Genomic DNA, 22,783 nt, shown 5'->3' on the forward strand with positions numbered 1-22,783 from the left:
TTCTTTCATTTACTTCCTTAACTTACCCGTTTATGCGGCGATCGAGCCAAACCATCACGCCTTTTTGCGCGTGCAGGCGATTTTCCGCCTCGGCAAAAATCTCATCCGCATGCGCTTCAAACACCGCCTCGCTCACCTCGTATCCGCGGTAAGCCGGCAAGCAGTGCAAAAATATCGCGCCGGACGCAGCTAATTTCATCAAATTTTCATCCACGCAAAAGCCCGCGAAGTCTTTTAAGCGCTTTTCTTTTTCCGCCTCTTGCCCCATCGAGACCCAGGTGTCGGTAGTGACGACGTTAGCGCCCGAGACGGCTTCTTTTACGTCCTGAGTTAGATAAATTTTAGCTCCCGAAATTTGAGCGTTTTTCATCGCTAAATTTACGACGTCGGCGTCCGGCTCGTAGCCCTTTGGCGTAGCGATCCTTAGCTCAAAGCCGAGCTTGCTAGCTAGCATCAGCCACGAGTGAGCCATGTTATTGCCGTCGCCCACGAACGCCGCTTTTATATCGTCTATTTTTAGTCCGCATTCGACCGCCGTCATGAGATCGGCCATAAGCTGCGCGGGGTGAAATTTATCGCTAAGGCCGTTTATTACGGGTACGCGGCTAAATTTAGCAAGCTCTTCTAACGTCTCGTGGCGATTTACGCGAGCCATGATGAGATCGCACATTCGCGAGATCACGCGCGCGGTGTCTTTTATCGGTTCGCCGCGCCCGATCTGGATATCGCTCGAGCTGAGAAACAGCGCGTGTCCGCCAAGCTCATTCATCCCTACGTCAAAGCTCACGCGCGTTCTAGTCGAGCTTTTCTCAAATATCATCGCCAGTTTTTGATCTTTTAAGTACGGCTTAAAATCTCGCGCCTTGGCCTCTTTTTTTATCTGCAAACCCAAATTTAAAATTTCGATGATTTCGTCTTTACTAAAATCGTTTAACGTCAAAAAGTGCCGCATTTTGCCCCCTTTAAATTCCCAAATTTGCCCATAAAATTTACAAGGCGAAGTATCGTGAGATGATTTTTCGAGTTTTGAAGCAAAATTGAGCGTGCGCTAGGCATGTAGCCTGCGGAGCGAAAATTTTGCGAAATCTCGGAAAAGCGCTCACGAGACAAGCCGCTAACCCCTTAAAATTTGAGCGGCTTCTTTGGCATGATAGCTTATTATTAGATCCGCCCCCGCCCTCTTAAACCCTACGAGCGTCTCCATCATCACGCGCTCGTAGTCGATGACGCCCGCTTTTGCCGCGGCTTTTAGCAGGGCGTATTCGCCGCTCACGTTATACGCGCAGATCGGCAGTCTAGTCGCTTCGCGCAGATCGCGGATGATATCTAGATACGCAAGGGCGGGCTTTACCATCAAGATATCGGCCCCCTGCGCCTCGTCTTCTAGACTCTCGCTCACGGCTTCTAGGCGGTTTGCGGGATCCATCTGGTAGCTTTTTCTATCGCCGAAGCTCGGCGCGCTCTCGGCTACGTCGCGAAACGGCCCGTAGTATGCCGAAGCAAATTTGGTCGAATACGCCATAATCGGCAAATTTTCGTATCCGCTCAAATCCAGCGCCCCGCGCAAGGTAGCGATGATGCCGTCCATCATACCGCTTGGAGCGATCATATCGGCGCCGTTTTTGGCGTGGATCAGCGCTTGTTTAGCAGAGATCTCCAGAGTCGCGTCGTTATCGACGGTCTGATGGATGTGATCTAGGATGCCGCAGTGACCGTGATCGGTGTACTCGCAAAAGCAAAGATCGGTTATCACGACTAGATCGGGGAATTTATCCTTTATCGCTCGCAGCGCCGTCGCGATGATACCATCGTCGCTCAGAGCGTCGCTGCCTACGCTATCTTTTAGGCTTGGGATTCCAAACAATATCACCGCTTTTATGCCTAAATTTCGCACGATTTCGCACTCTTTTAAAATTTCGTCCAAACTCATCTGAAAGACGCCCGGCATCGAGCTTATCTCTTTTTTTACGCCCTTGCCTTCGACGACGAAAAGCGGATAGATAAAATCGCTCGCCGCAACGCTAGTTTCGCGCACCATCTGCCTGATCGCGGGATTTATCCTGAGTCTTCTAAAACGTTTAAACATAATTTTCCTTTTACTTCGCTACAATTTACGCTTAGTGTAACATAATAGGAGTTAAAAATTTATGAATATCGAGCTTTCAAATACGGCAAATTTACCCTCTCGTTTCGGGATATTTGAGATAAAGGCCTTTAAGGAGGGCGAGAAGGAACATTTGGCGATATTTAAAAAACCTTTCGGCGAGGTCGTAAACGTCCGCATCCACTCCGAGTGCCTAACGGGCGATGCGATCGGTAGCCTAAAATGCGACTGCCGCGACCAGCTGGAAGCTAGCCTAAAATACATCGAAGAGCACGGCGGCATGGTGATCTATCTGCGCCAAGAGGGGCGAAATATCGGCCTGCTAAACAAAGTAAACGCCTACCACCTGCAAGACGAGGGCTTTGATACCATCGAGGCAAATCACCAGCTAGGTTTTAAGGCCGACGAGCGCACGTACGAGATTGTGGATTTTATATTAAAACACTTCGGCATCAAAAAGATAAATTTGCTAACCAATAACCCAAAAAAACTGTCCGGGCTAAAATGCGTGCAGATCGTCTCTCGCGTGCCTATCGTGATACACGCAAACAAATTTAACGAAAACTACCTGCGCGTGAAAAAAGAGCAAATGGGGCATATGCTAGATGAAAATTGATCTGCCGAGGGATTTTGATGCGCAAACGGCGAAATTTAGCGAGATTTTGGCTAAATTTAACCGCGTGCACAGCCTCACCAACTACAAAAATTTAAACGAGCAGATCGCCGATAGCATAGCTCCGCTTGAAATTTTCCCGCAAATTTGGGGCGCAAAAACGGCGATTGATGTCGGCAGCGGAGCGGGCTTTCCCGCGATATTTCTCGCGATGATTTTAAGGGAGTGCGAATGGCATCTCTTTGAGCCTAGCCCGAAAAAATCGGCGTTTCTAAGCTACGTTAAGGCCGAGCTAAATTTAGCAAACGTCCGTGTAAAATCTTGCAAGATCCAGGATGGCGAACCTTTCGCGGCGCAGCTAATCACTAGCCGCGCGCTGATGAAAACGAAAGATTTGCTCGAAATTTGCAACGGTTTTTTTGACGCGCAAACTCAAATTTTACTCTACAAAGGAAGCAGCGTGCAAAGCGAGCTAGACGGGCTCAAAGCTCAAATTTACGGGCGTGGCAACCGAAATTACGTATTTATAAAGGGCGGCGATGTTATTTAAAATTTTGGCTTTTTTTGCGGTTTTAATCGCGATTTATATGATATTTTTTAAAACCCGCGTCAAAAGAGGCGTAAAAGGCGGCGCAAAAAAAGAGGACAAAGATGCCGAAAATTTCGTCGAATGCAAAAAATGCGGCACCTTTATAGAGGCAAAAGACGCCGTAATCAGTGGCGGCGGATACGTCTGCCGCGAGTGCATGCAAAGTAAAAAGGAGTAGAAAATGCAATTAATCGGCCACGAACTCGTGCCGTACGAAAAGCTGTATTTTTGCACGAATACGGACGAAATCGACGCGAAATTACAAAATATGTTTTATTTTAATAGCGAGATGATAAGAGCGGCGCAAGAAAAAGGGGCTAAATTTAGCGTAGCTTGCGAGAACGTAAGCGAGTGCATAATCGCAAATGCTGCGGGCGCGAACCTGCTTGTTATGTCGAGGCGAGAGTTTACGCCAAAGGCCGCAAATTTGGCCCAATTTTATCTCTTTGACGCCAAAGTCGCTTGTATAATCGGCGATGAAATCGAACTTAGCGAGATAGCGGGGTATCAAGCCGACGTCGCAATATTTGATAATGCTATCGTTTGGGATAGATCAAAAAAGGAAACAAATGGAAATTTTTAAAACCGCATTTTTGATGACGGTGCTAATGCTGCTTTTCGTAGCCGTCGGCGGCGCGATAGGCGGCACTAGCGGTATGATGGTCGCATTTTTAGTTGCGCTTGGGATGAATTTCTTTTCGTATTTTTTCTCGGATACGCTCGTGTTAAAGCACTACAAGGCCGTACCCGTGGACGAGGCGCACGCGACGGGGCTTTATCAGATCGTACGCGAGCTTTGCGCGAAGGCGAATTTGCCGATCCCAAAGATCTACATCATCCCAGAATCCGTACCAAACGCCTTCGCCACGGGTCGCAACCCAAGCCACGCCGCGGTAGCCGTGACCGAGGGGCTGCTAAATATACTAAACAAAGACGAGATCGAGGGCGTACTAGCTCACGAGCTAAGCCACGTGCGCCACTACGACATCCTAACTGGCTCTATCGCGGCGGTTTTTGCCGGCGCGATCGCGATACTGGCGAATTTCGCGCAGTTTGGCGCGGCGAATCGTCAAGGCAAGCAAAATCCTCTGATGCTAATCGCTCTAGCCGTCATCATGCCGCTGGCTGCTACCATCATACGCATGGCGATCTCGCGGGCGCGGGAGTTTGAGGCCGACAGGGGCGCTGCGATGATAACGGGCAAGCCTCAGCACCTAGCCAGCGCGCTGCGAAAGCTCGAGGACTACGCGCGCGGACGAGTGATGGCAAACGCCGACGAACAAAGCGCGCATATGTTTATCATCAACCCTTTTAGCGGCGTAAAAAGCGCTCTGGGCTCGCTATTTCGCACGCACCCGAGCACCCAAGACCGTATCGCCGCGCTAGAAAATTTACGCTCGCAATTAGATGGCGAAAACGGCGTAAAAGAGTATTTTAGAAAGTAAATTTGACGGGCGAATTTAAGCCCCGATCTTAACGTCAAATTTAAGCAAAACGGCTTGGCTTCGGGCGTTAAATTTAAAGCCGAATTTAACTCCGCGTCGCGTCAAATTTGACCGCACGCGTCAAAGTAAATTTATCAAAAAGGCAAAATATGAAAATAGCCGTAAACGGCGTAAGCGGATTTATCGGCGGCGAGCTCTGCCGCTTTTTTAGAGCCCAGGGGCACGAGATAGTAGCTATCCCAAGGGCCGCCTACGACGACAAAGACGCGCTTAAAAATCTCATCAAAGGCTGCGACGCGGTTATAAATTTAGCCGGCGCTTCTATCGCCGCAAGGTGGAGCGAGGCCTATAAAAAGCGCCTTCGCGCAAGCAGGATAGAGACTACGCGCACGCTGGTTTGTGCTATAAATGAGCTAGAAAATCCGCCCTTTTTCATCAGCGCTTCAGCCGTGGGGATATATGAAAACGGGCTTGGTCACGACGAGAGCTCGGTCAAATTTGACCGCGGATTTTTGGGAGAGCTAGCATGTGAGTGGGAGAGCGAGGCCGCTAAAGCGCGGACGCAAACGGCGATATTTCGCCTAGGCGTGGTGCTAGGGCGAGGCGGCGCGCTAGCTAAGATGCTGCCGGCATTTAGGCTCGGTCTTGGCGGCAAGATCGGTAGCGGCGAGCAAGCGTTTTGCTGGATTTGCATAACGGATTTGCTGGAAGCGTTTAAATTTGTCTTACAAAACCGCCAAAGCGGCGTTTTTAATCTCGTTTCGCCGACTCCTAGTACAAACGGCGAATTTACTCAAATTTTAGGCGAGGTTTTGGGGCGACCGACGTTTTTTAAAGTGCCTAAATTTGCGTTAAATTTGATACTAGGCGAGGGATCAAGCGTGCTGCTTGAAGGCGCAAAAGTCTATCCGCAAGCCTTGATAAAAAGCGGATTTAGCTTTAAATTTAGCGATCTAAAAACCGCGCTTCGGGATATTTTGAAGTAAATTTAAATAATTTTGCCTGCTTAGCCAAATGCTCCGCTTCGGTTTTTGCAAAATGCGGCTCGCGCTAACCCCGCGTAAATTTGACGCCGTTTACGCGGCCGTCCGACGGTCGGACCCGCCAAAGCTTGCAGTCCCTAAAATTCACGCAAAAATTTCAAAAATACGTCGCGCAGTTTTTCTACCTCATCGGCGCTTACTCGCTCGTTTACCGCATGAATAGTATCGTTTCGCACGCCGAATTCCGCTACTTCGACGCCGTAAGCTGCTAGATACCTGGCGTCTGAGGTGCCGCCTTTGGTATTAAGACGCGGTCGCGCGCCGCAAACGCTCGTTACCGCCGCCGCTAATTTACGCGCCAAAACGCCGTCCGCGCTCGTTAAAAACGGCTTTGAGCTCTGTTTTAGCGTAAGCTCGTAATCAAGTCCGCTTAGCGTTTCGCGCAAGTAGCCCTCCACGTCCGCCGCGCTCGTTAGATTCGAGTTTCGTACGTTAAACATTATTTTTACGTCCGCGGGCGTTACGTTACAGACCTCCATGCCGCCCCTAATATCGGTTATTACGATCTTGCTAGGCGAGAAAAACTCGCTGCCCCCGTCCATATCGCGCCCCGCGATCTCGCTAAATACGCCCGCTAGTAAATGCGCGGGATTTACGCATTTTTCGGGATATGCGGCGTGCCCTTGCTTGCCTTTTATCAAAATTTTACCGTTTATCGAGCCGCGGCGCCCGATCTTTATCGTATCGCCGAACCGCTCCTCGCACGTGGGCTCGGCTACGATCGCAAACTGCGGCAACTCGCCACGAGCGGCCAAAATTTTAAGCATCTCTTGCGTGCCGTAGATCGCGTCGCCCTCCTCGTCGCTGGTTAAAAGCAAGCTTATCGTCCCGTTAAATTTCGCTCCGCCCGTCTCTACCTCGCGCACGAACTCCAAGCACGCGCAGATAAACGCCGCTACGCCGCTTTTCATATCCTGCGCGCCGCGAGCGTAAATATATCCGTCTTTAAATTCGGGCTTAAAAGCGTCGCTATCCCAGCCTTCTCCCGCGGGTACTACGTCGACGTGCCCGGCAAAAGCCACTCGCGCGCCGTCTCCGAATTTTCGCGTTAAGATTAAATTTTTAACGCCCTCTCTATCTAAAAACTCCGCCCGCCAGCCCTCGCAAATTTTAGCAATAAACTCCAAACATCCGTCGTCCTTGGGCGTGACGGAGCGAAATTTTAGCAGCTCGCATAAAAGCTCTATAACCTGCATGCGTTCGTCTCCTCGCTAGGCACGCCGATGTAATATCCTTGAAATTCGTCGACGCCTATATCTTTGCAAATTTGTAAAATTTCCTTTGAATGGACGTATTCGGCGATCGTTTTGATACCCAGATCCCTCGCAAACGCCACGATAGCGCGAGCGATGACGAAAGAGTCTTTATTTACGTCAATATCTTTGATTATCGAGCCGTCTAGCTTTATGTAATCGGGCTTAATTTTTTGAATGTAAGAGAAGTTGCTATATCCCGAACCGAAGTCGTCTATGGCGATCTTCGCGCCCATTTTTTTCACGCGCTCGATAAACGTACTCACGCGCTGCACGTTCCGCACGTCCTCGTCCTCTACGATCTCAAACACGATGCGATCGGCGATTTTATATTTATTTAAGAGATTTATTAAAAGCGCGCTCACGTCGCCGTCGGTCATATCGCGACCGCTTAGATTGATAGACAGCGTCAAATGCGGCTGTTCCAGTAGTTTATCGACGCTTTTCATAATTAGCATCTTTTCAAGCTCGGCGTAGCGCTTGATACGCTTTGAAATGCCTAAAAATAGGTGCGGCGAAACGACTTCGGCGCTATCTATTATGCGAATTAGGCATTCGTATTTTACGATCTCGCCCGCGCGGTTGGTTATAGGCTGATAATAAGGCGCTACGTTACCGTTAATGATGGCTTTTTGAATTAGCCTAGACCTTAAAATTTGATCCTCGTAGCCCTCTTTTTGATTTAGTCCTTTAAAATAGCAAACGTAGTCTTTATTTAGCTGTTTAGCCGTTTTTAGCGCGACCGCGGCCTTACGCAAAGTGTGCTCTTTATCGATACAAAAGCCGATGGTAGTGTGAATTTCTATGTCGTTTATCTGCGCGCCATCCTCGTCCGTTACGCTAATTACGCGACCTTTAAAATTTCCTAAAAAGTCGTTTGCCAAATCCTCGTATCTATCGATAAAAAAGTCCGCATCTTCTATTAGCGCAAAGCGATCTACCGAGACGCAGTACGCGCTCATATTTTCTTTTTGCGCGAATTCTCTAATCAAATCCGCCATATAAATTAAAATTTGATCGCATACGTAGCGTCCGTAAAAATCGTTCATTTTACCGAAATCGTCGATGTCGATTAAGACCGCCTTGGGCGATTTGCACTCGGCGATATCCCTAACTAGCGCGAATTTATTTAAAAGCCCCGTCACCGGGTCGATATAAAGCTGCTCTTGCAGGCTCGCTATCTGCGCCGCGCTTTGCTCTTTTACCTTTTCGTAGCTATTTTTCGCGCCGACGTAGCGCGCCGCTAGCCATAAGCAAGAAATAATGCCAAAAATCGCCGCTACCGAGCTAAACACGATCGTAAGGAACATGTTTTTACTAAACCACTCGGTAAAATCGGGATCTTCAAATCCGCTTATCGGACGAATAAATTCGCCCTTAAACCCTACTATATACTCGCCGCTAGGCGTAAACACGCAGGCTCTGGCGATATTATCCGGCAAAATTCGCTTGTAAAAATACCTCTTAATAAAATCGTGCTTGCCTATTTCGCCGCACTGCAAATCGGCGTAATCCTCGCCTATTTTCAGCTCTTTGCTCGTAGAGGCTAAAATTTTATAGCCGTTTTTGCCGTTATCTTGCAGCAAATAAACGTCGCCTAAAAGGTTGGAATTTATAAAATTTTGAAAATTTTCGACGTCGCCGCCGGATTTTTCGAAAAATTGCACGTATTTATCCGCGACGGAGTTTGCCTGCTTTTGCAAATCACCCCTAAAAAGCGCGACCGAGTTTTCGTATTTGTAATAAAAAACGGCTGCGTTTACCGACAGAAAAATCAGTATTATCATAACGGCGACTAGCGTTAAAGCGCCCGCGACGCTAATTTGCCCCTGCTTTACGTCGTTTTTATTTTGCATTTTTCCCCTTTATCACAGCCGAATAACCTTCGCCCCGAAGCCGCCTTGATTAGGCGGCGCGTCGCTAAAACCCTTAACGCTCGGATGCTCTTTTAAAAAATTTTTAACCGCCCATGATAGCTTGCCCGTACCTATGCCGTGATATACCAAAACCTCATCAAATCCCATAACTAGGCTATCTGAGATAAATTTATCCAACCGCGCCAAAGCCTCGTCGGCGCGCAATCCGTGCAGATCTAGCGTTACGCTAGCGGTTTTTGGCTTTTGCACGCTTAAATTTACCTTGTTCTTAGGCGGCGGCGCGACCTCGGCTCCGTTTTTGCGCAAAAGCGCGATAGGCACGCGAAGCTTTATGCCTTCGCTCTCGATCGTCGCGTCGTTTTTGGATATGGCGAGCACGACGCCTTTGATTTTCTCGTATTTCACGCGGTCGCCGACCTTTAAAATTTCGGGGCTTGAGGGCTGAGGCTTAATTATGGCTTGCTTTTTCTCGTGCGCCGCGTTTAGCGAGCGCTGCTTGTCTTTGACGCCCTCTAAGTTAATCGTCGATTTGGCCTGTTTAATCGCATCCAAATACTCGCGCTCTAACCGCGAAATAACCGCCGCGACGCGCGCCTCGTCCTTCTCTTTTTGCTCGCGGGCGTCTTCTAGCATTTTAGAAAGCTTCGCTTCTTTCGCCGCCGTTTCGCGTAGCCGCTCGTCAAGGCTCGTCTGCAAATTTAGCGTTTTGGTTATTATCTCGTTTAAATTTTCCTTATCCTCGCCGTAAATTTCCTTAGCCTGCGCTACTAAATTCGCCGGAATTCCGTAGCGCGCGGCGGTCTCAAAGGCGTAAGACTTGCCGATCGTTCCGCCTAGAAACTCAAATCTCGGACGCTGCGCCGCCTCGTCGTAAAGCGCCGCTACGAGATCTACCTCCGGATTTTTAGCTAACAGCATAGCTAAACGCTTATGGTGCGTGGTTATTATCATTTTTACGTCTTGCTCCGCGAGCCGCTCGATGATGACGCCGTATAGGCTGGCCGCCTCCTCAAAGTCCGTTCCCAGCTCGATCTCGTCGATACCGATTAGTAAATTTTTCCTAGAAAATAGCCGCGAAAAATGCACCATCCGCCCCGCGAATGTCGAAATGTCGTTTTTAACGCTTTGCGGATCTTCGATAACGGCGTCGAATTCCTTAAAAGAGCCGATTTTGGAGCGCACGGCGTCGATTTTCATCGGCAGTAGATATTTAGCTAGCAGCGCGGCGCTTAAAACCGACTTTAAAAGCATCGACTTTCCGCCCGCGTTTACGCCCGTAACGAGTAAAATTTTCTTGCTAAAATCCACGCTAACGCTTTTTGGATTTTTAAGCGCGGGATGGGCGAAATTTTTAAGCATTATTTTATGATCCGCGCCGGGCAGTACAAATTCGTAGTCGCGCGCTCTTGCCAGCCTTACGCGCGCCTGATAGGCATCGAACTGATCAAACGCGCCGTTGATAAATTTTAAAAAAAGCAGCGCTTTATTCATAGCTAAGCTTAGACGCTTGCAATGTTCGAATATCACCTCCTCGCGGCGGTCTAAAAGCTCGCTTTGTTCGCGTTTTAGCCGCTCTATGGCTTCGGGAACTACGTAAAAATACCCGCCCGAGCTTCGAGCTACGACCGTGCCTTTTAGCGCGTGATTAAAGCCGCCGCGCGCTAGCAGGGCTTCTTGGGAGTTTATAAAATGAATCTGGGTATCTACTAAATAAGGCGTAACGTGTTTTGAATAAATTATGCGGCGCAGCTCCGCGTCGATCTGCGCTTTTTTGGCGATTTGAGCCTGTTTTATCGCGCCTAGTCGCTCGTCTACGCTGTCTTTTAGCTCGCCTTCTTTATCAAATCCCCGCACAAGCTCGCTCATTGCCGGCGGAATCTCGATCTTTGCGATCCATTCGCCCAGCCTACCTTCGAATTTTAGCGAGCGCAGATAGGTAAAATAGCTAATTATTCGGGCGAATTGCGCTATCTCTTTTACGTGCAACACCGCTTGCTTGCTAAGGCGCATAAGCGCGTCGTCTAGGTTTTCTACCTCCTCGGGCGCTTCAAATTCGTAACGCGCCAGGCACTCTATATTTTCAAAATGCACGCGCGTATCGCCTTGTAAAAATAGCGGCTTTTGCCTAGCCAAAAGCGCGCTAAAATCCGCCAAATAATCGTCTAAATCGAGCCGCGAGAAAATTTCGCCGAAATTTTGCATTTACCGCTCGCCTAGACAATTTTTTATCGGCACGATTTTGGTCGCGACGTTTTTAGCCTCGCGCTTAGCTACGAAGCTAGCCGTGCCGAATTCGTAGTTAAATTCGCTCTTATTTACCGAAATTTCTCCGCATTTTAGCGTTTCGCCGCGGTTAAATTCGTTTAGCGCATTCGTGGTCGCCGCCTCGCGCTCGCCGACCTCTTTTTCGTACGTCCACGCCGCGCCGCTTAAAACAAGCGCGACTATCGTAACGCCTAGCTTCAAGCGCTTGCTTATTTTTTCGTGATCCACCGTCCAAAGCAAGCCCAAAACTAAAACTACGAACGCGAAAAATAAAATTTCTCTTACCATTTTTGCTCTTTATACTTTGCTATTAGCTCTTTGTAAATTTCGGGGCGCACGGCGACTTTTTTAACGAGCGCCTCGCGGACGGGCGCGTAGTCTTGATTTGCGATAATAAGCTCTACGGCAAGATACGGCGCGCTAGGTATCATCGCTTCAAGATGCGCCGCGTTTAGCTTTTGCGAGCGCGCAAGCGCGATAAAAATATCTTTTTTATTAAAGGCGATAAGTCTTGAAATTTCCTCGTCGCTTAGCTTTTTAGAGCCGATCAGCTCTAAAATTTCCCCTTCGTTTTGCGGGCTAAATTCGCTTAAAATTTCGCTCGCGTTTTGGGGCGAATTTTCGCCGTCTGGCTGCGCGCTAGCTAAATTTTCCCGCTCTTTTATCAAAGCTTCGTCTTCGCTTGCTAAATCGCCTTCTTGCGCGTCCTCGCCCCCTTCTAAAATTTCCTCCGCGAAATTTTCGTCCTCTAAAATTTCGCTCATTAATAACCGCCTCTAAGCTGCGCGCTGACGTCGCCAGCGCCGAAACCCACAACTATGCCGTCGTTTAGGCGGTTTTTTACGCCGAAAGCATCCGTAAATTCTACCGCGTCGCCTACTCGCTCGACTTTATCCGTAAAAATCGCGTTGTATTCTTTAAAATTCGCCTTCATATCGACTTCTATCGGCGCTTCGCCCGCCGCGTAAACGGGCAGGATGACTAGCTCGTCCACACCTTTAAAACACTGCTTAAAACCTTCTAAATTCGCGCTTAAACGCGTATATCTATGCGGCTGAAAGATCGCCGTCACGTGCGTTATACCCAGTAATCTCGCGTATTCAAAGACCGAATTTAGCGTAGCTTTTATCTCCGTGGGATGATGCGCGTAATCGTCGATTAGCACGAATTTATTATCCGAATGCAAAATATCGAAACGCTTTTTAATACCCTTAAAATTTAGCAAATTCTCGCGGATCGTTTTAAGCGGGACTTCGTGAATCGCCGCTAAGATCGCCAGCGACGCGTCTATGGCGATGTGGCGCCCCATGCCTAGCACCTCGAATTTGCCTAAATTTTTAAGATTAAAGCTCGTATAGGGCTGATAATCGCGTACTACCATGGCGAGATCCGTGATGTCGCTGCTAGGATAGAGCCTGATCGCGTCCATTTTTAACGTGCTTAAAAACTCGTCCTCGGCATTTATCGCGCGTACTTTCGCGCGCTCTAAAAAGCCGCGATACGCCGCGTAAAATTTTTCGATATCGTAGTCGTAGTGCTCCATATGCTCCGGCTCGGCGTTGGTAACGACGGCGAGATAAGGGTTTGAGTTAAGAAAGCTGCTGTCGCTCTCGTCGGCTTCAAAAACGACGTTTTGGCTTTGAGCGTAGCGCATATTAGAGCCGAACTGCTTAGAGATCGCGCCGATGATAACCGAGCCTTCGATTAGGCTTGAAAGCATCGCGCTAGTCGTGCTTTTACCGTGCGCGCCCGCGACGGCGAACACCTTTTTGCCTTCAAGCACCATCGGCAGCGCTTCTTTGCGCGACAGACACTTCATGCCGCGCCTAATAGCCTCTTGAAGCTCGATATTATCGGGCTTTATAGCCGCCGAATAAATAACGAAATCTTGATCTTTTATCGCCTCTTTGCAGTGCGGGGTAAAAATTTCCATACCCGCCTCGCGCAGCTCTTGCGTGGTTTTGCTCTCTTTTAGATCGCTGCCGCTAATTTGATAGCCTTTCTCGCGTAAAAACCTCGCTATCGCGCTAATACCGATACCGCCGATGCCGATAAAATGAACTTTTTTCAAAATTTGCCTTTATAAAATTTCACGCGATTTTAACGCATTTCGGCTTAAAATTTAGACTAAAATTTCGCTTACGATTTGCGCGTTAAAAGCCTGGCTCATGTGATTTAAAAATACCAGCTGGTAAAAATCTCCCTCGTGCCAAGGCGCGTCGTAAGTCTGCACTAAATTCGCGGGCACGATCACGCGGCGCGCTACGTTCGCCTCGTTTGCGGATAGCGCAAGATACGAGGCGGCGTTATACACGCACAGATCCGTGCAGTCGCCGAAAAGCGCGAACGTGCTAATTTGCGGATTTTGCGCTAAAAATTTAACAAATTCGGGCGCGCAACCGACGCTTAATGAATTTTTACGGATAATTTTAAGCTCGTCGTAAAATTTTAGGCTTTTTAGCTCGCTCACCGCTTCCGCCTCGTCCGTCCCTCCTAACGCATGCGGCGGAAATACCGAAAATTCGGCGCTTTGCGCGTCGTGATAATCTTGAATCAACAGCAAATTTCGCACGCCCCTTTCGTAAGCGGCTTTAAAAATTTCAGCCGTTCCGGCCGCGACGCTAGCGCATCTAGGGCTGGCAAGCGCGCCTTGTTTGCAAAAGCCGTTTATCAAATCTATGCTTAAAAACGCCGTTTTTTCCGCGCCTGCGGATAAAATTTCGTCTAATTTTACGGGGCGCAAATCCGCGCGCCAGGCCTCTAAATTTTCGATCGTTTTTGTGAATTTCATGATTTTCCTTTCTAAAATTTTACGGGTGCGCTCGCTCGCAAACGCGGCATTTAATCGCGCCTGCGATAAATTTTCGGCGCATTCAGACAAAAAAAGCGCGTAGCCCTACTTTTTACGCCGGCAGACTTACGCAAAACGTCTTTGGATTTAAGCTTACCTCCATACTGCCTCCGTGCGCCGCGGCTATCTGCACGCAAAGCGCCAGCCCCAGCCCGTTTCCTTTTAGCTTGCTAGTCTTAAACGGCTCGAAAACCGCGCCCGTATCCGCAATGCCCACGCCCGTGTCGCGCACGTAAAATTTATGCTCGTCCCGTCCGTCTTCGCCGCGCGCTAGCTCATAGCTAAGCCGCACATCGCCGCTTTCGTCCTCGCTTTCTTCTATCGCGTCGATCGCGTTAAAAAGCAGATTTTCAAACACCATCGCAAGCAAGTCCTTGTCGCCGTTTATAAATCCTTGCCCGAAGTCTAGCTCGATATTTATCCGCTTGCTATATTCATAAAATTTTAACGCCTCTTCGCACTCTTTTTTAAGCTCGCTCAGCTCGAATTTTCGCGCGTTTATTCGCACGCCTTTGGTAAAAAGAAGCGTCGCTTTTATGATGCGCTCCACCCGCCAAATCGCGCTTTGAATCTCCTCTACGAGCGGCTTTTCGCGCTCGCTCGCGCGCCTTAAAAGCGTGGAAGCAAGAAGCGACACCGAACCGATGGGATTTCTGATCTCGTGGGCTAAATGCGCGGCTACCTGCCCCATCGACGCTAGGCGTTCGTTACGCTTTTCGTCGGTTATATCTACCGCCGAAACGACCTTTTTTCCGCCGCTTTGCGCGATTTTTATCAGATAAGTCGAGCCGTTTAAATTTACCTCGCCGCCCGTCTGCGCGTCGCTTAAATTTAGCCGCTCGAATAGCCGCGATTTGCTAGCTTGCGAATTTTGCAAAAATAGCCCGCCGTCCTCGTTTAGCACCCAAAGCGCCATGGGTAGCGCGTCTACGACGTCTTTTATTATGTTTTGCAAGCTCTCGTATGAGGCGTTTAAATTTTTGTATTCGCGCTCGATTAGATACGTTTGCTCTATTAGGCTTTTTAGCCCGTCTTGGATATTTATTTCATCATTCATCTAAGCAGCCTCTCAAATTCTTTCGTTTCAAAAAGTAGCACTCTATTATCCTTTAAATTTTGCAGCTCGTTGCTAAATCCGCTCTTTGAAAAAAGCGCGATGTAAGCGGGCTTTATGCCTAAAATTTCGCACTTGCGCAGAAGTAAATTTAATACGTTTTTACACGTTTTTTTCTTACGGTACTTAGCCTCGCCTACGACGATCTCGCCGCGCGCTTCAAAAAGCATGTCTATCTCGATATTTTTATGCCAAAAGCTGCTGATTTTATCTTCGTCCACCCGCCAAATTTTAGCCGCCAGCTCCTTACAGACGAGCTCGTAAGCAAGGCTTGCGTATTCGTCGAATTCCACGCGAATTTCATCCATCACCGCGTCCGTTTTTCCTTGTTTTAAAGCATACAAATTCGGCTCTATAAATCTAAACCAAAAGCGCGAAAAATTGCTGTTAAAATGTATTTTATCTTCTATTTTATAGCGGCGCTCGCTACGTTTGGCGCGCTCGTTTTTAGCGCGGAGCGGCGCTTTTTCCCGGCTTTTTTCCAGCGTTAAAAAATCCTTGCTAAAAAGCTGCGCATAGATACGGTTCGTTAAATTCCTGGGCAAAATTTTATTTATGCAAAAGCGCTTTCTATCGCTTCTAGCAAGCTTAATTAGCGCCGTTTTTATCGCCTCTTCGTCGGGGCTCGCAAAGTAAAATTTAGGCATAATCGCTCTAAAATTTTCTAAAATTTCGCCTCTTATGGCTTCAAAAACGTCGTCGTAAGCGCGCGAAATTTTAAAATCATCAAATACGAAATGAAATTTTAAAAGCTGCGCGACGTCGAGGTAAGGCATTCGTAAAAACGTCGATTTTAGCGGTTTTATTTTCGATCCTTTCGGGGCGATTGTAACATAAAATTTAGCAAAAACGGCTATAATGCGCGCCAAATTTAGGGAGACGGGCGTGGTAAATTTAGAGCGCATTAAATATAAAATCATCTTGCAAAAAGGACTTTATTATTTTGATTACACGGCCTCGGGTCTCGCGCACGAAAGCGTCGAGGAGCGGCTAAAATCGATGCTGCCTACTTACGCCAACACGCATTCCGATAGCTCTTCAAGTGCGATAAAAACGCAAAATTTATACGAAGGTTCGCGTCAAACGTTAAAGCGGCTCTTAGGGCTCGACGAGCGCTTTTGCCTAATTCCCTGCGGTTTTGGAAGCAGCGCGGCAATTAAGAAATTTCAAGAGCTTACGGGGCTTTATATCCCGCCCAAAACGCGCGAACGCTACGGCGTAAAAACGCCCGCAAACGCGCCTGTCGTCATACTTTCGCCTTACGAACACCACTCAAACGAAGTAAGCTTTCGCGAGGCTATGTGCGAGACGGCGCGCGTTAGACTGGACGCAAGCGGCGGGATAGATTACGAGCATTTAGAGCAGCTGTTACGAATTTACTCGGGGCGCGAGATTATCGCTAGTTTTAGCGTCGCTTCAAACGTAACTGGCGTGCTAAGCGATTATAAACGCGTTTACGAGCTAGTAAAGCGCGCGGGCGGAATTTTAGCGCTCGACGCGGCTAGTTTTAGCGCTTACGGCAACGTGGATTGCGACTATTTCGACGCGCTGTTTCTCTCGCCGCATAAGCTTTTAGGCGGCGTGGGAAGCTGCGGGCTTTTGGCTATTAAGCGCGAGCTGGCGCAATGCAATAAGCCTACTTTCGCCGCGGGCGGGACGGTAAGCTACGTTAGCCGCACGTCGCACGTTTTCGTAGAGGGCGCCGAGCAGTTAGAGCAAGGAGGCACGCCGCCCATTACGCAGATGGTGCGCGCCGCGCTTGCTTACGGGCTGCGAAACGAAGTAGGATTTAGCGCGATTCGCGAAAACGAGCGGGAGCTGGGCGAATATTTCGAACGCGAGCTGGATAAAATCCCGCAAATTATTAACTACTGTCCGCGGAATTTAGAGCGCCTGCCGATATTTTCGTTTAACGCGCAAGGAGTTTCGCCGTATGATTTAGCCGCGATTTTAAGCAATGACTACGGTGTGCAAACGCGCGCGGGGTGCGCCTGCGCCGGACCTTACGGGCATGATTTATTGGGACTTAAAGACGACGCTTTGCCTAGCGAAAAGCCCGGCTGGGTGCGCGTAAGCCTGCACTACACGCATACGTTTGAAGATATCGACTATCTAATAGAAGCCATCAAAAAAAGCATCGAAAAATACCGAAATTTATGGGCGGAAGAGCGCTCGTTTTACGAAATGATGGGTAAGAAAAACGAGAAGTGCGTAAAATCGCAAGTAAGCGGCGCCGATGCGGATATATCGCAAAGCTATGAATAAATTAGGGCGCGATTAACGCAAGCGTAAAAATGCGCGAGAAATAGCTAATCTGTTAAAAGCGCCCGCAACGGGGCGCGTGAAAGCGAACGCTAAAATTTAAGCCTGCGCCAGATAATAATCTAGCTGATCCCTTCTTATAATCCTTATTAAATTCGTGCTTCCCTCGACGCCGGTCGGATATCCCGCCGTTATAAGATAAGTCTTATCGTGATCTACGAATCCCGCTTCAAACGCGCTTTTTACGACGTTTGCAAGTAGTATGTTTAGTTTGCTTTTTTCTATCACGAGCGCCGGCGTAACGCCCCAAGCAAGCGTCAGCGAGTGCGCCGTCTGCTCGTCGTGAGCGACTGCGATAATGTCCATGTTTACGCGATTTCTCGCGAGTTTAATAGCGGACTTTCCCGACCCCGTAATAGCGATGATACCGTCGGCGTTTAGGCGCGCGGCAAGGCTTGCGGCGCTTGCGGCGACCATATCGGTCTCGTCGTAAAATTCGAATTTATCGAATTTATTATACGGATAAATCTCTTGCGTCTGCACGATCGTAGCGCTCATCGCCTCCACGACGGCGACGGGATTTTTGCCGACGGCGCTCTCCTCGCTTAACATCACGGCATCCGTGCCGTCCAGCACGGCGTTTGCCACGTCGCTAATCTCCGCGCGAGTAGCCGTCTCGTGCTCGGCCATGCTTAGCATCATCTGCGTAGCGGTGATTACGGGTTTGCTCGCGGCGTTTGCCTTTTTGATGATTAGCTTTTGAATGGTAGGGACGCGGTAAAAAGGCACTTCTATGCCAAGATCGCCGCGCGCTACCATTATGCCGTCGCTAGCGGCGATGATCTCGTCGATGTTTTCGACGGCGTCGAATTTTTCGATTTTAGAAAGCAGACTCGCGCGAGAGTCTAGTCCGCGTAAAATTTCGCGCGCCTTTTTTACGTCGGAGGCGTTTTGCACGAAGCTAATAGCTACGAAATTTACCCCCTCTTTCGCGCCGAACGCCATATCCTCGCGGTCTTTGGGCGTGATGACTTCGATATTTATGACTGTGTTCGGGAAATTTACGCCCTTATTAGAGCTTAACGTACCGTCGTTTTCTATGCGGGTTTCCACGACGCTAGCGCCGCGTTTTACGACCTTGGCGCGAATCTGTCCGTCGTAGAGGTAGACGTACTCGCCCGCTTTTAGCATGGCTAAAATTTGCGGTTGGTTAATGCTTGTTTTATAATGTCCCGGCGCTACTTGCGAGCCTTCTATCTCGCTTGCGTAGATATCTAGCCTGTCGCCGGCTTTTAATTCAAACGGCGCGGCAAGCTTGCCGATACGAATTTTAGGCCCGCAGATATCTTGCAAAATACCCACGCGCTCGCCTAGCCTAGCCTCGACGGCGCGGATTTTTTCTATATTGCTTTTGTGGTATTCGTGCGTACCGTGGCTAAAATTTAGGCGAAATACGTTCACGCCCGCGCGCACCATCGCTTCGATAATCTCCTCGCTGTCGCTCGCGGGTCCTAGGGTAGCTACGATTTTGGTCTTTTTTTTCATGATTTTTCCTTTTGCGTAAAATTTAGTCCAAAGCGCGCGAATTTTCGCCGTCCGCCGCTTCGCGCGAAAAGTATCGCGCCCTGCGAAGCAAGCGGTCTTTAAACGCGCGGATCAACTCGCTAAAAATTCCATCGCCTTGCCCTTAAAATCCTCGCCGACGATAAATTCGGTATTATAGACGAAAATTTCGTTCGTGCTCGCGTTTTGGATTTTAACCACCAGCCGTTTGTCGTTTCTAGTCGCGCCGCTTACGTGCTCGGCGCGTCCTAGGCTATAAAGGTTTGAAATTTGATCGCGACTAATCTCGCTTAAATTTAGCAAAATTTCGATTACGCCGCTCGGCTCGGGACGAGCAGGAGCGCGCGAGCCGTAATTTCCGCCGCCGTAGCCGCGTCCGCCCTCGCGCTCGCCGTTTGCGTTACCGCTAAACCGCCCGCCGCCGCCGCCTCTAATCTTTTTAACTTCAAAATTCATATCAACCGCGTCTTCAAGCGAATGCACGCTATTTAGGCGCGTGCGCACGAACTGCTCGTCGCGCGAGATCGCGATCTTAAACGCGTACGGTAAGTCGCGCTTGCTCTCGTCTAGCCAAATCTCCTCAACCTGCGCTAGCTCGCGCTCAAATACCGCTATTTCGATATTTCCGTGCAGATCCAGTACGTTAATCGATCCCATTTTTTTACCCGATTTGGTTATGCGCGTGCCAAAATCCTCGATCTTGCCGACGACTAAAATTTCAGCCGTCTGCGGCAGGGAGTCAAACTGCGAGCTAAGCGTGTATCTTACGGCGTCGATCTGCGCTTTATACGCGTCTAGCGGGTGTCCCGAGAGATAAATTCCTACGCTTTCAAGCTCGAATTTTAAAATTTGCTTCGCGTCGTATTCGTCTTTTATTTGTAGAGCGAATTTTACGTTTACGCCGTTCATATCCTCGCTGTCGCCGAATAAGCTCTCCGCGGCGTCGCGGCGAATTTGCGCGGCCTTTTTGCACGCTTCTACGATGTCTTCTACGCAAGTTAAAAGCATTTTACGCGTAAAGCCGAATTCATCCATCGCGCCGGCCTTGGTTAGGCTTTCAAAGACCTTTTTATTAACCCTAAACGCGTCCGCGCGCGAAACGAAATCGTCTAAGCTTTTAAACTCTCCGTCTTTTTCGCGCTCGTCTAAGATATTTTCGATAGCCGCCGCGCCTACGCCTTTTATCGCGCCAAGACCGTAGATGATTCCGTCGCGCTCGCCGTTTTTTACGACGCTAAATTCGCGCGCCGAGCGATTTACCGACGGCGGCAGGATGTCGATATTTAGGCGCTTAATCTCGTCGATGTAGCGCGAAATTTTATCGGCGTTACTCTCCTCGCTAGTTAGCAAGGCCGCCATAAATTCGGCCGGATAATAAGCCTTTAAATACGCCGTTTGAAATACGATATAAGCGTATGCGGCGGAGTGGGATTTATTAAAGCCGTAGCCCGCGAATTTTAAGATAAGGTCGAACAAATCGCCCGCCTTTTGCACGTCAAATCCCTCTTTTTTAGCGCCTTGGACGAATAAATCTTTTTGCTGTTTAAGTAGCTCCGGATCTTTTTTACCCATCGCGCGGCGCACGAGATCGGCGCCTCCTAGCGAAAAGCCGCCGATACGCTGCACGATTTGCATGACTTGTTCTTGATAGACGATGACGCCGTAGGTCGGGCTTAAAATAGGCTCTAACTCCTTAAACGAGTAGGTTATCGCCGCCTCGCCGTGCTTACGCTTTACGAAGTCGTCTAGCATGCCGCTTTCCATCGGACCCGGGCGGTAAAGCGCGATCATCGCGATAATGTCCTCGAAGCAGTCGGGTTTTAGGCTAGTGCCTAGCTTTCTCATGCCTTCGCTTTCTATCTGGAATATACCGATCGCGTCGCCGTTTTGAATGACTTTTAGCACGCCCGCGTCGTTTTTATCGATTTGCTCCCAGATTATGTCGCGGCCGGTGCGCTGCTTGACGAGTTTTACGGCGTTATCGATAACGGTGAGCGTTTTAAGCCCTAAAAAGTCGAATTTAATTAAATCGACGTCTTCTAGGTATTTTAGGCTATATTGCGTGACGTAGTGATCCTCGGGGCTGTTTGGCTGCCTAAACAGAGGCGTTTTATTCCACAGCTCTTCGTTTGAGATAACTACGCCCGCGGCGTGCTGGCCGGCGTTTCTATTAAGCCCTTCTAAATCTAGCGCAAATTTCCAAATTCTAGCCGCGTTAGGGTTGCTTTGAATTAACTCCTTAATCTTAGGCTCTTTATCGAAAGCGTCTTTTAGCGTGATACCCAGCTCGTCGGGGATTAGCTTAGCCATCGCGTCGGCCTCGGCGTAGGACATATTACAAACGCGCGCCACGTCGCGGATGACGCCTTTTGCCAGCAATTTACCGAAGGTAATAACGCCCGCGACGTTAAATTTCCCGTATTTTTCGATTACGTAATCGATAATCTCGCCGCGCCTGCTTTGGCAAAAGTCCACGTCGATATCTGGCATACTTACGCGCTCGGGGTTTAGAAATCTCTCGAAAAGCAGGTTGTAGGGAATGGGGTCGAGATCGGTAATGCGTAGCGAATACGCCACCAGCGAGCCGGCCGCAGAGCCCCTGCCCGGTCCCACCGGTACGCCGCGCGATTTAGCTTCGTTGATAAAGTCCCATACGATCATCATATAACCCGGAAAATTCATCCTATTAATGACGTTTATCTCGGTTTCTAGCCGTTTGCGGTATAGCTCGTGTTGCGCTTCTGGGACGAATTTTAGCCGCTCTTCGAGTCCTTTTTTGCACTCGTATTCAAAAAACGCCGCGTCATTGATAAAGCTATACCTAACGCCTGGCTGCGGAAGTTCTAGCCCGCGCTGCGCGGCGTATTCGAGCGTAAATTTAAAATTAGGCGGCGTAGGATTGCCCAGTTTTAGCGTAAGATTGCATTTATTCACGATCTCTTGCGTGTTTGCGATAACTTCGGGAACGTCTAAAAATAGCGCCTTCATCGCCTCTTCGTCTTTTACGTAAAATTCGTGCACGCTGTGGCGCAGGCGGTTCGGGTCGTCTAGCATTTTGTTCATCGCGATACACATAAACACCTCGTGCGCCGCCGCCCGCTCTTTAAAAGTATAGTGCGTATCGTTGGTTGCTACGACTTTTATGCCCGTCTCTTTTGAAATTCGCAAGATATCGTCGTCGATCTTTCGCTGATCGCCGATACCGTGGCGCATAATTTCAAGGTAGAAATCGTCTCCGAAAATTTCGCGGTATTCAAGCGCGACCTCTTTGGCTTTTTCGTATCCTTGCGCGCCGTATTTAACGTTGCGTTCGCTTAAATTTAGATGCCAGTTTACCTCGCCTTGCAAGCACGCCGCGCAGCACACCACTCCTTCGCTACGCTCTTTAAGTATTTTTTTATTTATGCGCGGATAGTAGTAAAATCCGTCTATGTAGCTTTGCGAGCTGAGATACATTAAATTTTTATATCCCGTCTCGTTTTTAGCCAGCAAAATCAGGTGAAAACGCTGTTTCGAGCTTTTATCGGCCAAATCGTCGGCGTTGTGAATATAAGCTTCGATGCCGATTAAGGGCTTTATACCCTCTTTTTTCATCGTTTGATAAAAATCTATCGCGCCGAACATATTTCCGTGGTCGGTGATCGCCGCGGCTTTTACGCCTTGTTTTTTAAGCGTTTTGGCTAGTTCTTTTATCTTATTCGCGCCGTCTAGCAGCGAGTATTCGGTATGGAGGTGAAGATGGGTAAATTCGCTCATTTTTCGTCCTTTTAAACAGGCGAAATTTTAGCGAATTTTCTCTTTTTC

20 protein-coding genes are annotated in these 22,783 nt (G+C 48.9%); 7 read left to right on the forward strand and 13 right to left on the reverse strand.

Annotation, left to right across the window (positions count from 1 at the left end; all coding sequences use genetic code 11):
• Positions 1–22: 22 nt before the first annotated feature.
• Together argF and hemB are read right to left on the reverse strand one after the other, a co-directional pair.
• A complete protein-coding gene (gene argF / locus QZ147_RS01100) occupies positions 23–952 on the reverse strand; it encodes an ornithine carbamoyltransferase (RefSeq protein ID WP_295146239.1) in 930 nt (309 codons plus the stop codon).
• A 162-nt stretch (positions 953–1,114) separates the two neighbouring features.
• Entirely contained in the window at positions 1,115–2,086 is a 972-nt protein-coding gene (hemB, locus tag QZ147_RS01105) for a porphobilinogen synthase (RefSeq protein WP_295146240.1), read from the reverse strand.
• Positions 2,087–2,147: 61 nt separating this feature from the next.
• Here hemB and ribA point away from each other — a divergent pair, with 61 nt between their 5' ends.
• The 6 genes from ribA (at position 2,148) to QZ147_RS01135 (ending at position 5,737) form a co-directional block, all read left to right on the forward strand.
• Positions 2,148–2,720 carry a GTP cyclohydrolase II gene (ribA, locus tag QZ147_RS01110; RefSeq protein ID WP_295146241.1) on the forward strand — a complete coding sequence of 191 codons (573 nt, stop codon included), beginning with the start codon at positions 2,148–2,150 and terminating at the stop codon, positions 2,718–2,720.
• On the forward strand, positions 2,710–3,267 hold the full coding sequence (gene rsmG, locus QZ147_RS01115) for a 16S rRNA (guanine(527)-N(7))-methyltransferase RsmG (protein ID WP_295146243.1): 558 nt from the start codon (positions 2,710–2,712) through the stop codon (positions 3,265–3,267). Before ribA ends, rsmG begins: the two co-directional genes overlap by 11 nt.
• Positions 3,257–3,484 (forward strand): PP0621 family protein, encoded by a 228-nt coding sequence (locus tag QZ147_RS01120; protein WP_295146245.1) that lies wholly within the window; start codon positions 3,257–3,259, stop codon positions 3,482–3,484. The genes rsmG and QZ147_RS01120 overlap by 11 nt, the downstream gene beginning before the upstream one ends.
• Positions 3,485–3,487: 3 nt before the next feature.
• On the forward strand, positions 3,488–3,889 hold the full coding sequence (locus tag QZ147_RS01125; protein ID WP_295146247.1) for a hypothetical protein: 402 nt from the start codon (positions 3,488–3,490) through the stop codon (positions 3,887–3,889).
• Positions 3,876–4,751, forward strand: coding sequence for a zinc metalloprotease HtpX (htpX, locus tag QZ147_RS01130; RefSeq protein WP_295146249.1), 876 nt, complete (start codon positions 3,876–3,878; stop codon positions 4,749–4,751). The genes QZ147_RS01125 and htpX overlap by 14 nt, the downstream gene beginning before the upstream one ends.
• 149 nt (positions 4,752–4,900) lie before the next feature.
• Positions 4,901–5,737 (forward strand): TIGR01777 family oxidoreductase, encoded by an 837-nt coding sequence (locus QZ147_RS01135; protein ID WP_295146250.1) that lies wholly within the window; start codon positions 4,901–4,903, stop codon positions 5,735–5,737.
• Between the two features lie 134 nt (positions 5,738–5,871).
• On the opposite strand, the gene dapE is transcribed toward QZ147_RS01135, so the two are convergent.
• The 9 genes from dapE to QZ147_RS01180 form a co-directional block, all read right to left on the reverse strand.
• Complete coding sequence (dapE, locus tag QZ147_RS01140; RefSeq protein WP_295146252.1) at positions 5,872–6,990, reverse strand: succinyl-diaminopimelate desuccinylase; 1,119 nt, start codon at positions 6,988–6,990, stop codon at positions 5,872–5,874.
• Positions 6,978–8,903, reverse strand: coding sequence for an EAL domain-containing protein (locus tag QZ147_RS01145; RefSeq protein ID WP_295146254.1), 1,926 nt, complete (start codon positions 8,901–8,903; stop codon positions 6,978–6,980). Before QZ147_RS01145 ends, dapE begins: the two co-directional genes overlap by 13 nt.
• 12 nt (positions 8,904–8,915) lie before the next feature.
• Complete coding sequence (locus tag QZ147_RS01150) at positions 8,916–11,126, reverse strand: endonuclease MutS2 (protein WP_295146256.1); 2,211 nt, start codon at positions 11,124–11,126, stop codon at positions 8,916–8,918.
• Positions 11,127–11,477, reverse strand: coding sequence for a hypothetical protein (locus QZ147_RS01155; RefSeq protein WP_295146258.1), 351 nt, complete (start codon positions 11,475–11,477; stop codon positions 11,127–11,129).
• Positions 11,471–11,953, reverse strand: a complete 483-nt coding sequence (locus QZ147_RS01160; RefSeq protein ID WP_295146260.1) for a hypothetical protein — start codon at positions 11,951–11,953, stop codon at positions 11,471–11,473. Before QZ147_RS01160 ends, QZ147_RS01155 begins: the two co-directional genes overlap by 7 nt.
• Complete coding sequence (murC, locus tag QZ147_RS01165) at positions 11,953–13,260, reverse strand: UDP-N-acetylmuramate--L-alanine ligase (RefSeq protein WP_295146262.1); 1,308 nt, start codon at positions 13,258–13,260, stop codon at positions 11,953–11,955. The genes QZ147_RS01160 and murC overlap by 1 nt, the downstream gene beginning before the upstream one ends.
• 51 nt (positions 13,261–13,311) lie before the next feature.
• Positions 13,312–13,980, reverse strand: a complete 669-nt coding sequence (locus QZ147_RS01170) for an isochorismatase family protein (RefSeq protein WP_295146264.1) — start codon at positions 13,978–13,980, stop codon at positions 13,312–13,314.
• Between the two features lie 112 nt (positions 13,981–14,092).
• The gene (locus tag QZ147_RS01175; RefSeq protein WP_295146265.1) at positions 14,093–15,097 is read right to left on the reverse strand and encodes an ATP-binding protein; all 1,005 of its coding nucleotides are present in this window, start codon (positions 15,095–15,097) and stop codon (positions 14,093–14,095) included.
• Entirely contained in the window at positions 15,094–15,930 is an 837-nt protein-coding gene (locus tag QZ147_RS01180; protein WP_295146267.1) for a DUF234 domain-containing protein, read from the reverse strand. The genes QZ147_RS01175 and QZ147_RS01180 overlap by 4 nt, the downstream gene beginning before the upstream one ends.
• 109 nt (positions 15,931–16,039) lie before the next feature.
• Between QZ147_RS01180 and QZ147_RS01185 the strand changes: the two genes are divergently transcribed.
• The gene (locus QZ147_RS01185) at positions 16,040–17,419 is read left to right on the forward strand and encodes an aminotransferase class V-fold PLP-dependent enzyme (protein WP_295146268.1); all 1,380 of its coding nucleotides are present in this window, start codon (positions 16,040–16,042) and stop codon (positions 17,417–17,419) included.
• A 96-nt stretch (positions 17,420–17,515) separates the two neighbouring features.
• On the opposite strand, the gene pyk is transcribed toward QZ147_RS01185, so the two are convergent.
• Together pyk and dnaE are read right to left on the reverse strand one after the other, a co-directional pair.
• Positions 17,516–18,961: a pyruvate kinase gene (gene pyk / locus QZ147_RS01190; protein ID WP_295146270.1), complete on the reverse strand. Its 1,446-nt coding sequence runs from the start codon at positions 18,959–18,961 to the stop codon at positions 17,516–17,518.
• Positions 18,962–19,072: 111 nt separating this feature from the next.
• Complete coding sequence (dnaE, locus tag QZ147_RS01195; RefSeq protein WP_295146271.1) at positions 19,073–22,735, reverse strand: DNA polymerase III subunit alpha; 3,663 nt, start codon at positions 22,733–22,735, stop codon at positions 19,073–19,075.
• Between the last annotated feature and the right edge of the window lie 48 nt (positions 22,736–22,783).

Origin of the sequence: uncultured Campylobacter sp. (assembly GCF_905371695.1) — a bacterium.
Lineage (GTDB): Bacteria > Campylobacterota > Campylobacteria > Campylobacterales > Campylobacteraceae > Campylobacter_A.

Coding starts and splice junctions, on each gene's coding strand:
- dnaE (WP_295146271.1), bottom strand. CDS start 22,735: ATGAGCGAATTTACCCATCTTCACCTCCATACCGAATACTCGCTGCTA.
- QZ147_RS01170 (WP_295146264.1), bottom strand. CDS start 13,980: ATGAAATTCACAAAAACGATCGAAAATTTAGAGGCCTGGCGCGCGGAT.
- argF (WP_295146239.1), bottom strand. CDS start 952: ATGCGGCACTTTTTGACGTTAAACGATTTTAGTAAAGACGAAATCATC.
- QZ147_RS01160 (WP_295146260.1), bottom strand. CDS start 11,953: ATGAGCGAAATTTTAGAGGACGAAAATTTCGCGGAGGAAATTTTAGAA.
- ribA (WP_295146241.1), top strand. CDS start 2,148: ATGAATATCGAGCTTTCAAATACGGCAAATTTACCCTCTCGTTTCGGG.
- QZ147_RS01135 (WP_295146250.1), top strand. CDS start 4,901: ATGAAAATAGCCGTAAACGGCGTAAGCGGATTTATCGGCGGCGAGCTC.
- QZ147_RS01155 (WP_295146258.1), bottom strand. CDS start 11,477: ATGGTAAGAGAAATTTTATTTTTCGCGTTCGTAGTTTTAGTTTTGGGC.
- QZ147_RS01175 (WP_295146265.1), bottom strand. CDS start 15,097: ATGAATGATGAAATAAATATCCAAGACGGGCTAAAAAGCCTAATAGAG.
- pyk (WP_295146270.1), bottom strand. CDS start 18,961: ATGAAAAAAAAGACCAAAATCGTAGCTACCCTAGGACCCGCGAGCGAC.
- QZ147_RS01150 (WP_295146256.1), bottom strand. CDS start 11,126: ATGCAAAATTTCGGCGAAATTTTCTCGCGGCTCGATTTAGACGATTAT.
- rsmG (WP_295146243.1), top strand. CDS start 2,710: ATGAAAATTGATCTGCCGAGGGATTTTGATGCGCAAACGGCGAAATTT.
- QZ147_RS01120 (WP_295146245.1), top strand. CDS start 3,257: ATGTTATTTAAAATTTTGGCTTTTTTTGCGGTTTTAATCGCGATTTAT.
- QZ147_RS01125 (WP_295146247.1), top strand. CDS start 3,488: ATGCAATTAATCGGCCACGAACTCGTGCCGTACGAAAAGCTGTATTTT.
- htpX (WP_295146249.1), top strand. CDS start 3,876: ATGGAAATTTTTAAAACCGCATTTTTGATGACGGTGCTAATGCTGCTT.
- QZ147_RS01180 (WP_295146267.1), bottom strand. CDS start 15,930: ATGCCTTACCTCGACGTCGCGCAGCTTTTAAAATTTCATTTCGTATTT.
- dapE (WP_295146252.1), bottom strand. CDS start 6,990: ATGCAGGTTATAGAGCTTTTATGCGAGCTGCTAAAATTTCGCTCCGTC.
- hemB (WP_295146240.1), bottom strand. CDS start 2,086: ATGTTTAAACGTTTTAGAAGACTCAGGATAAATCCCGCGATCAGGCAG.
- QZ147_RS01145 (WP_295146254.1), bottom strand. CDS start 8,903: ATGCAAAATAAAAACGACGTAAAGCAGGGGCAAATTAGCGTCGCGGGC.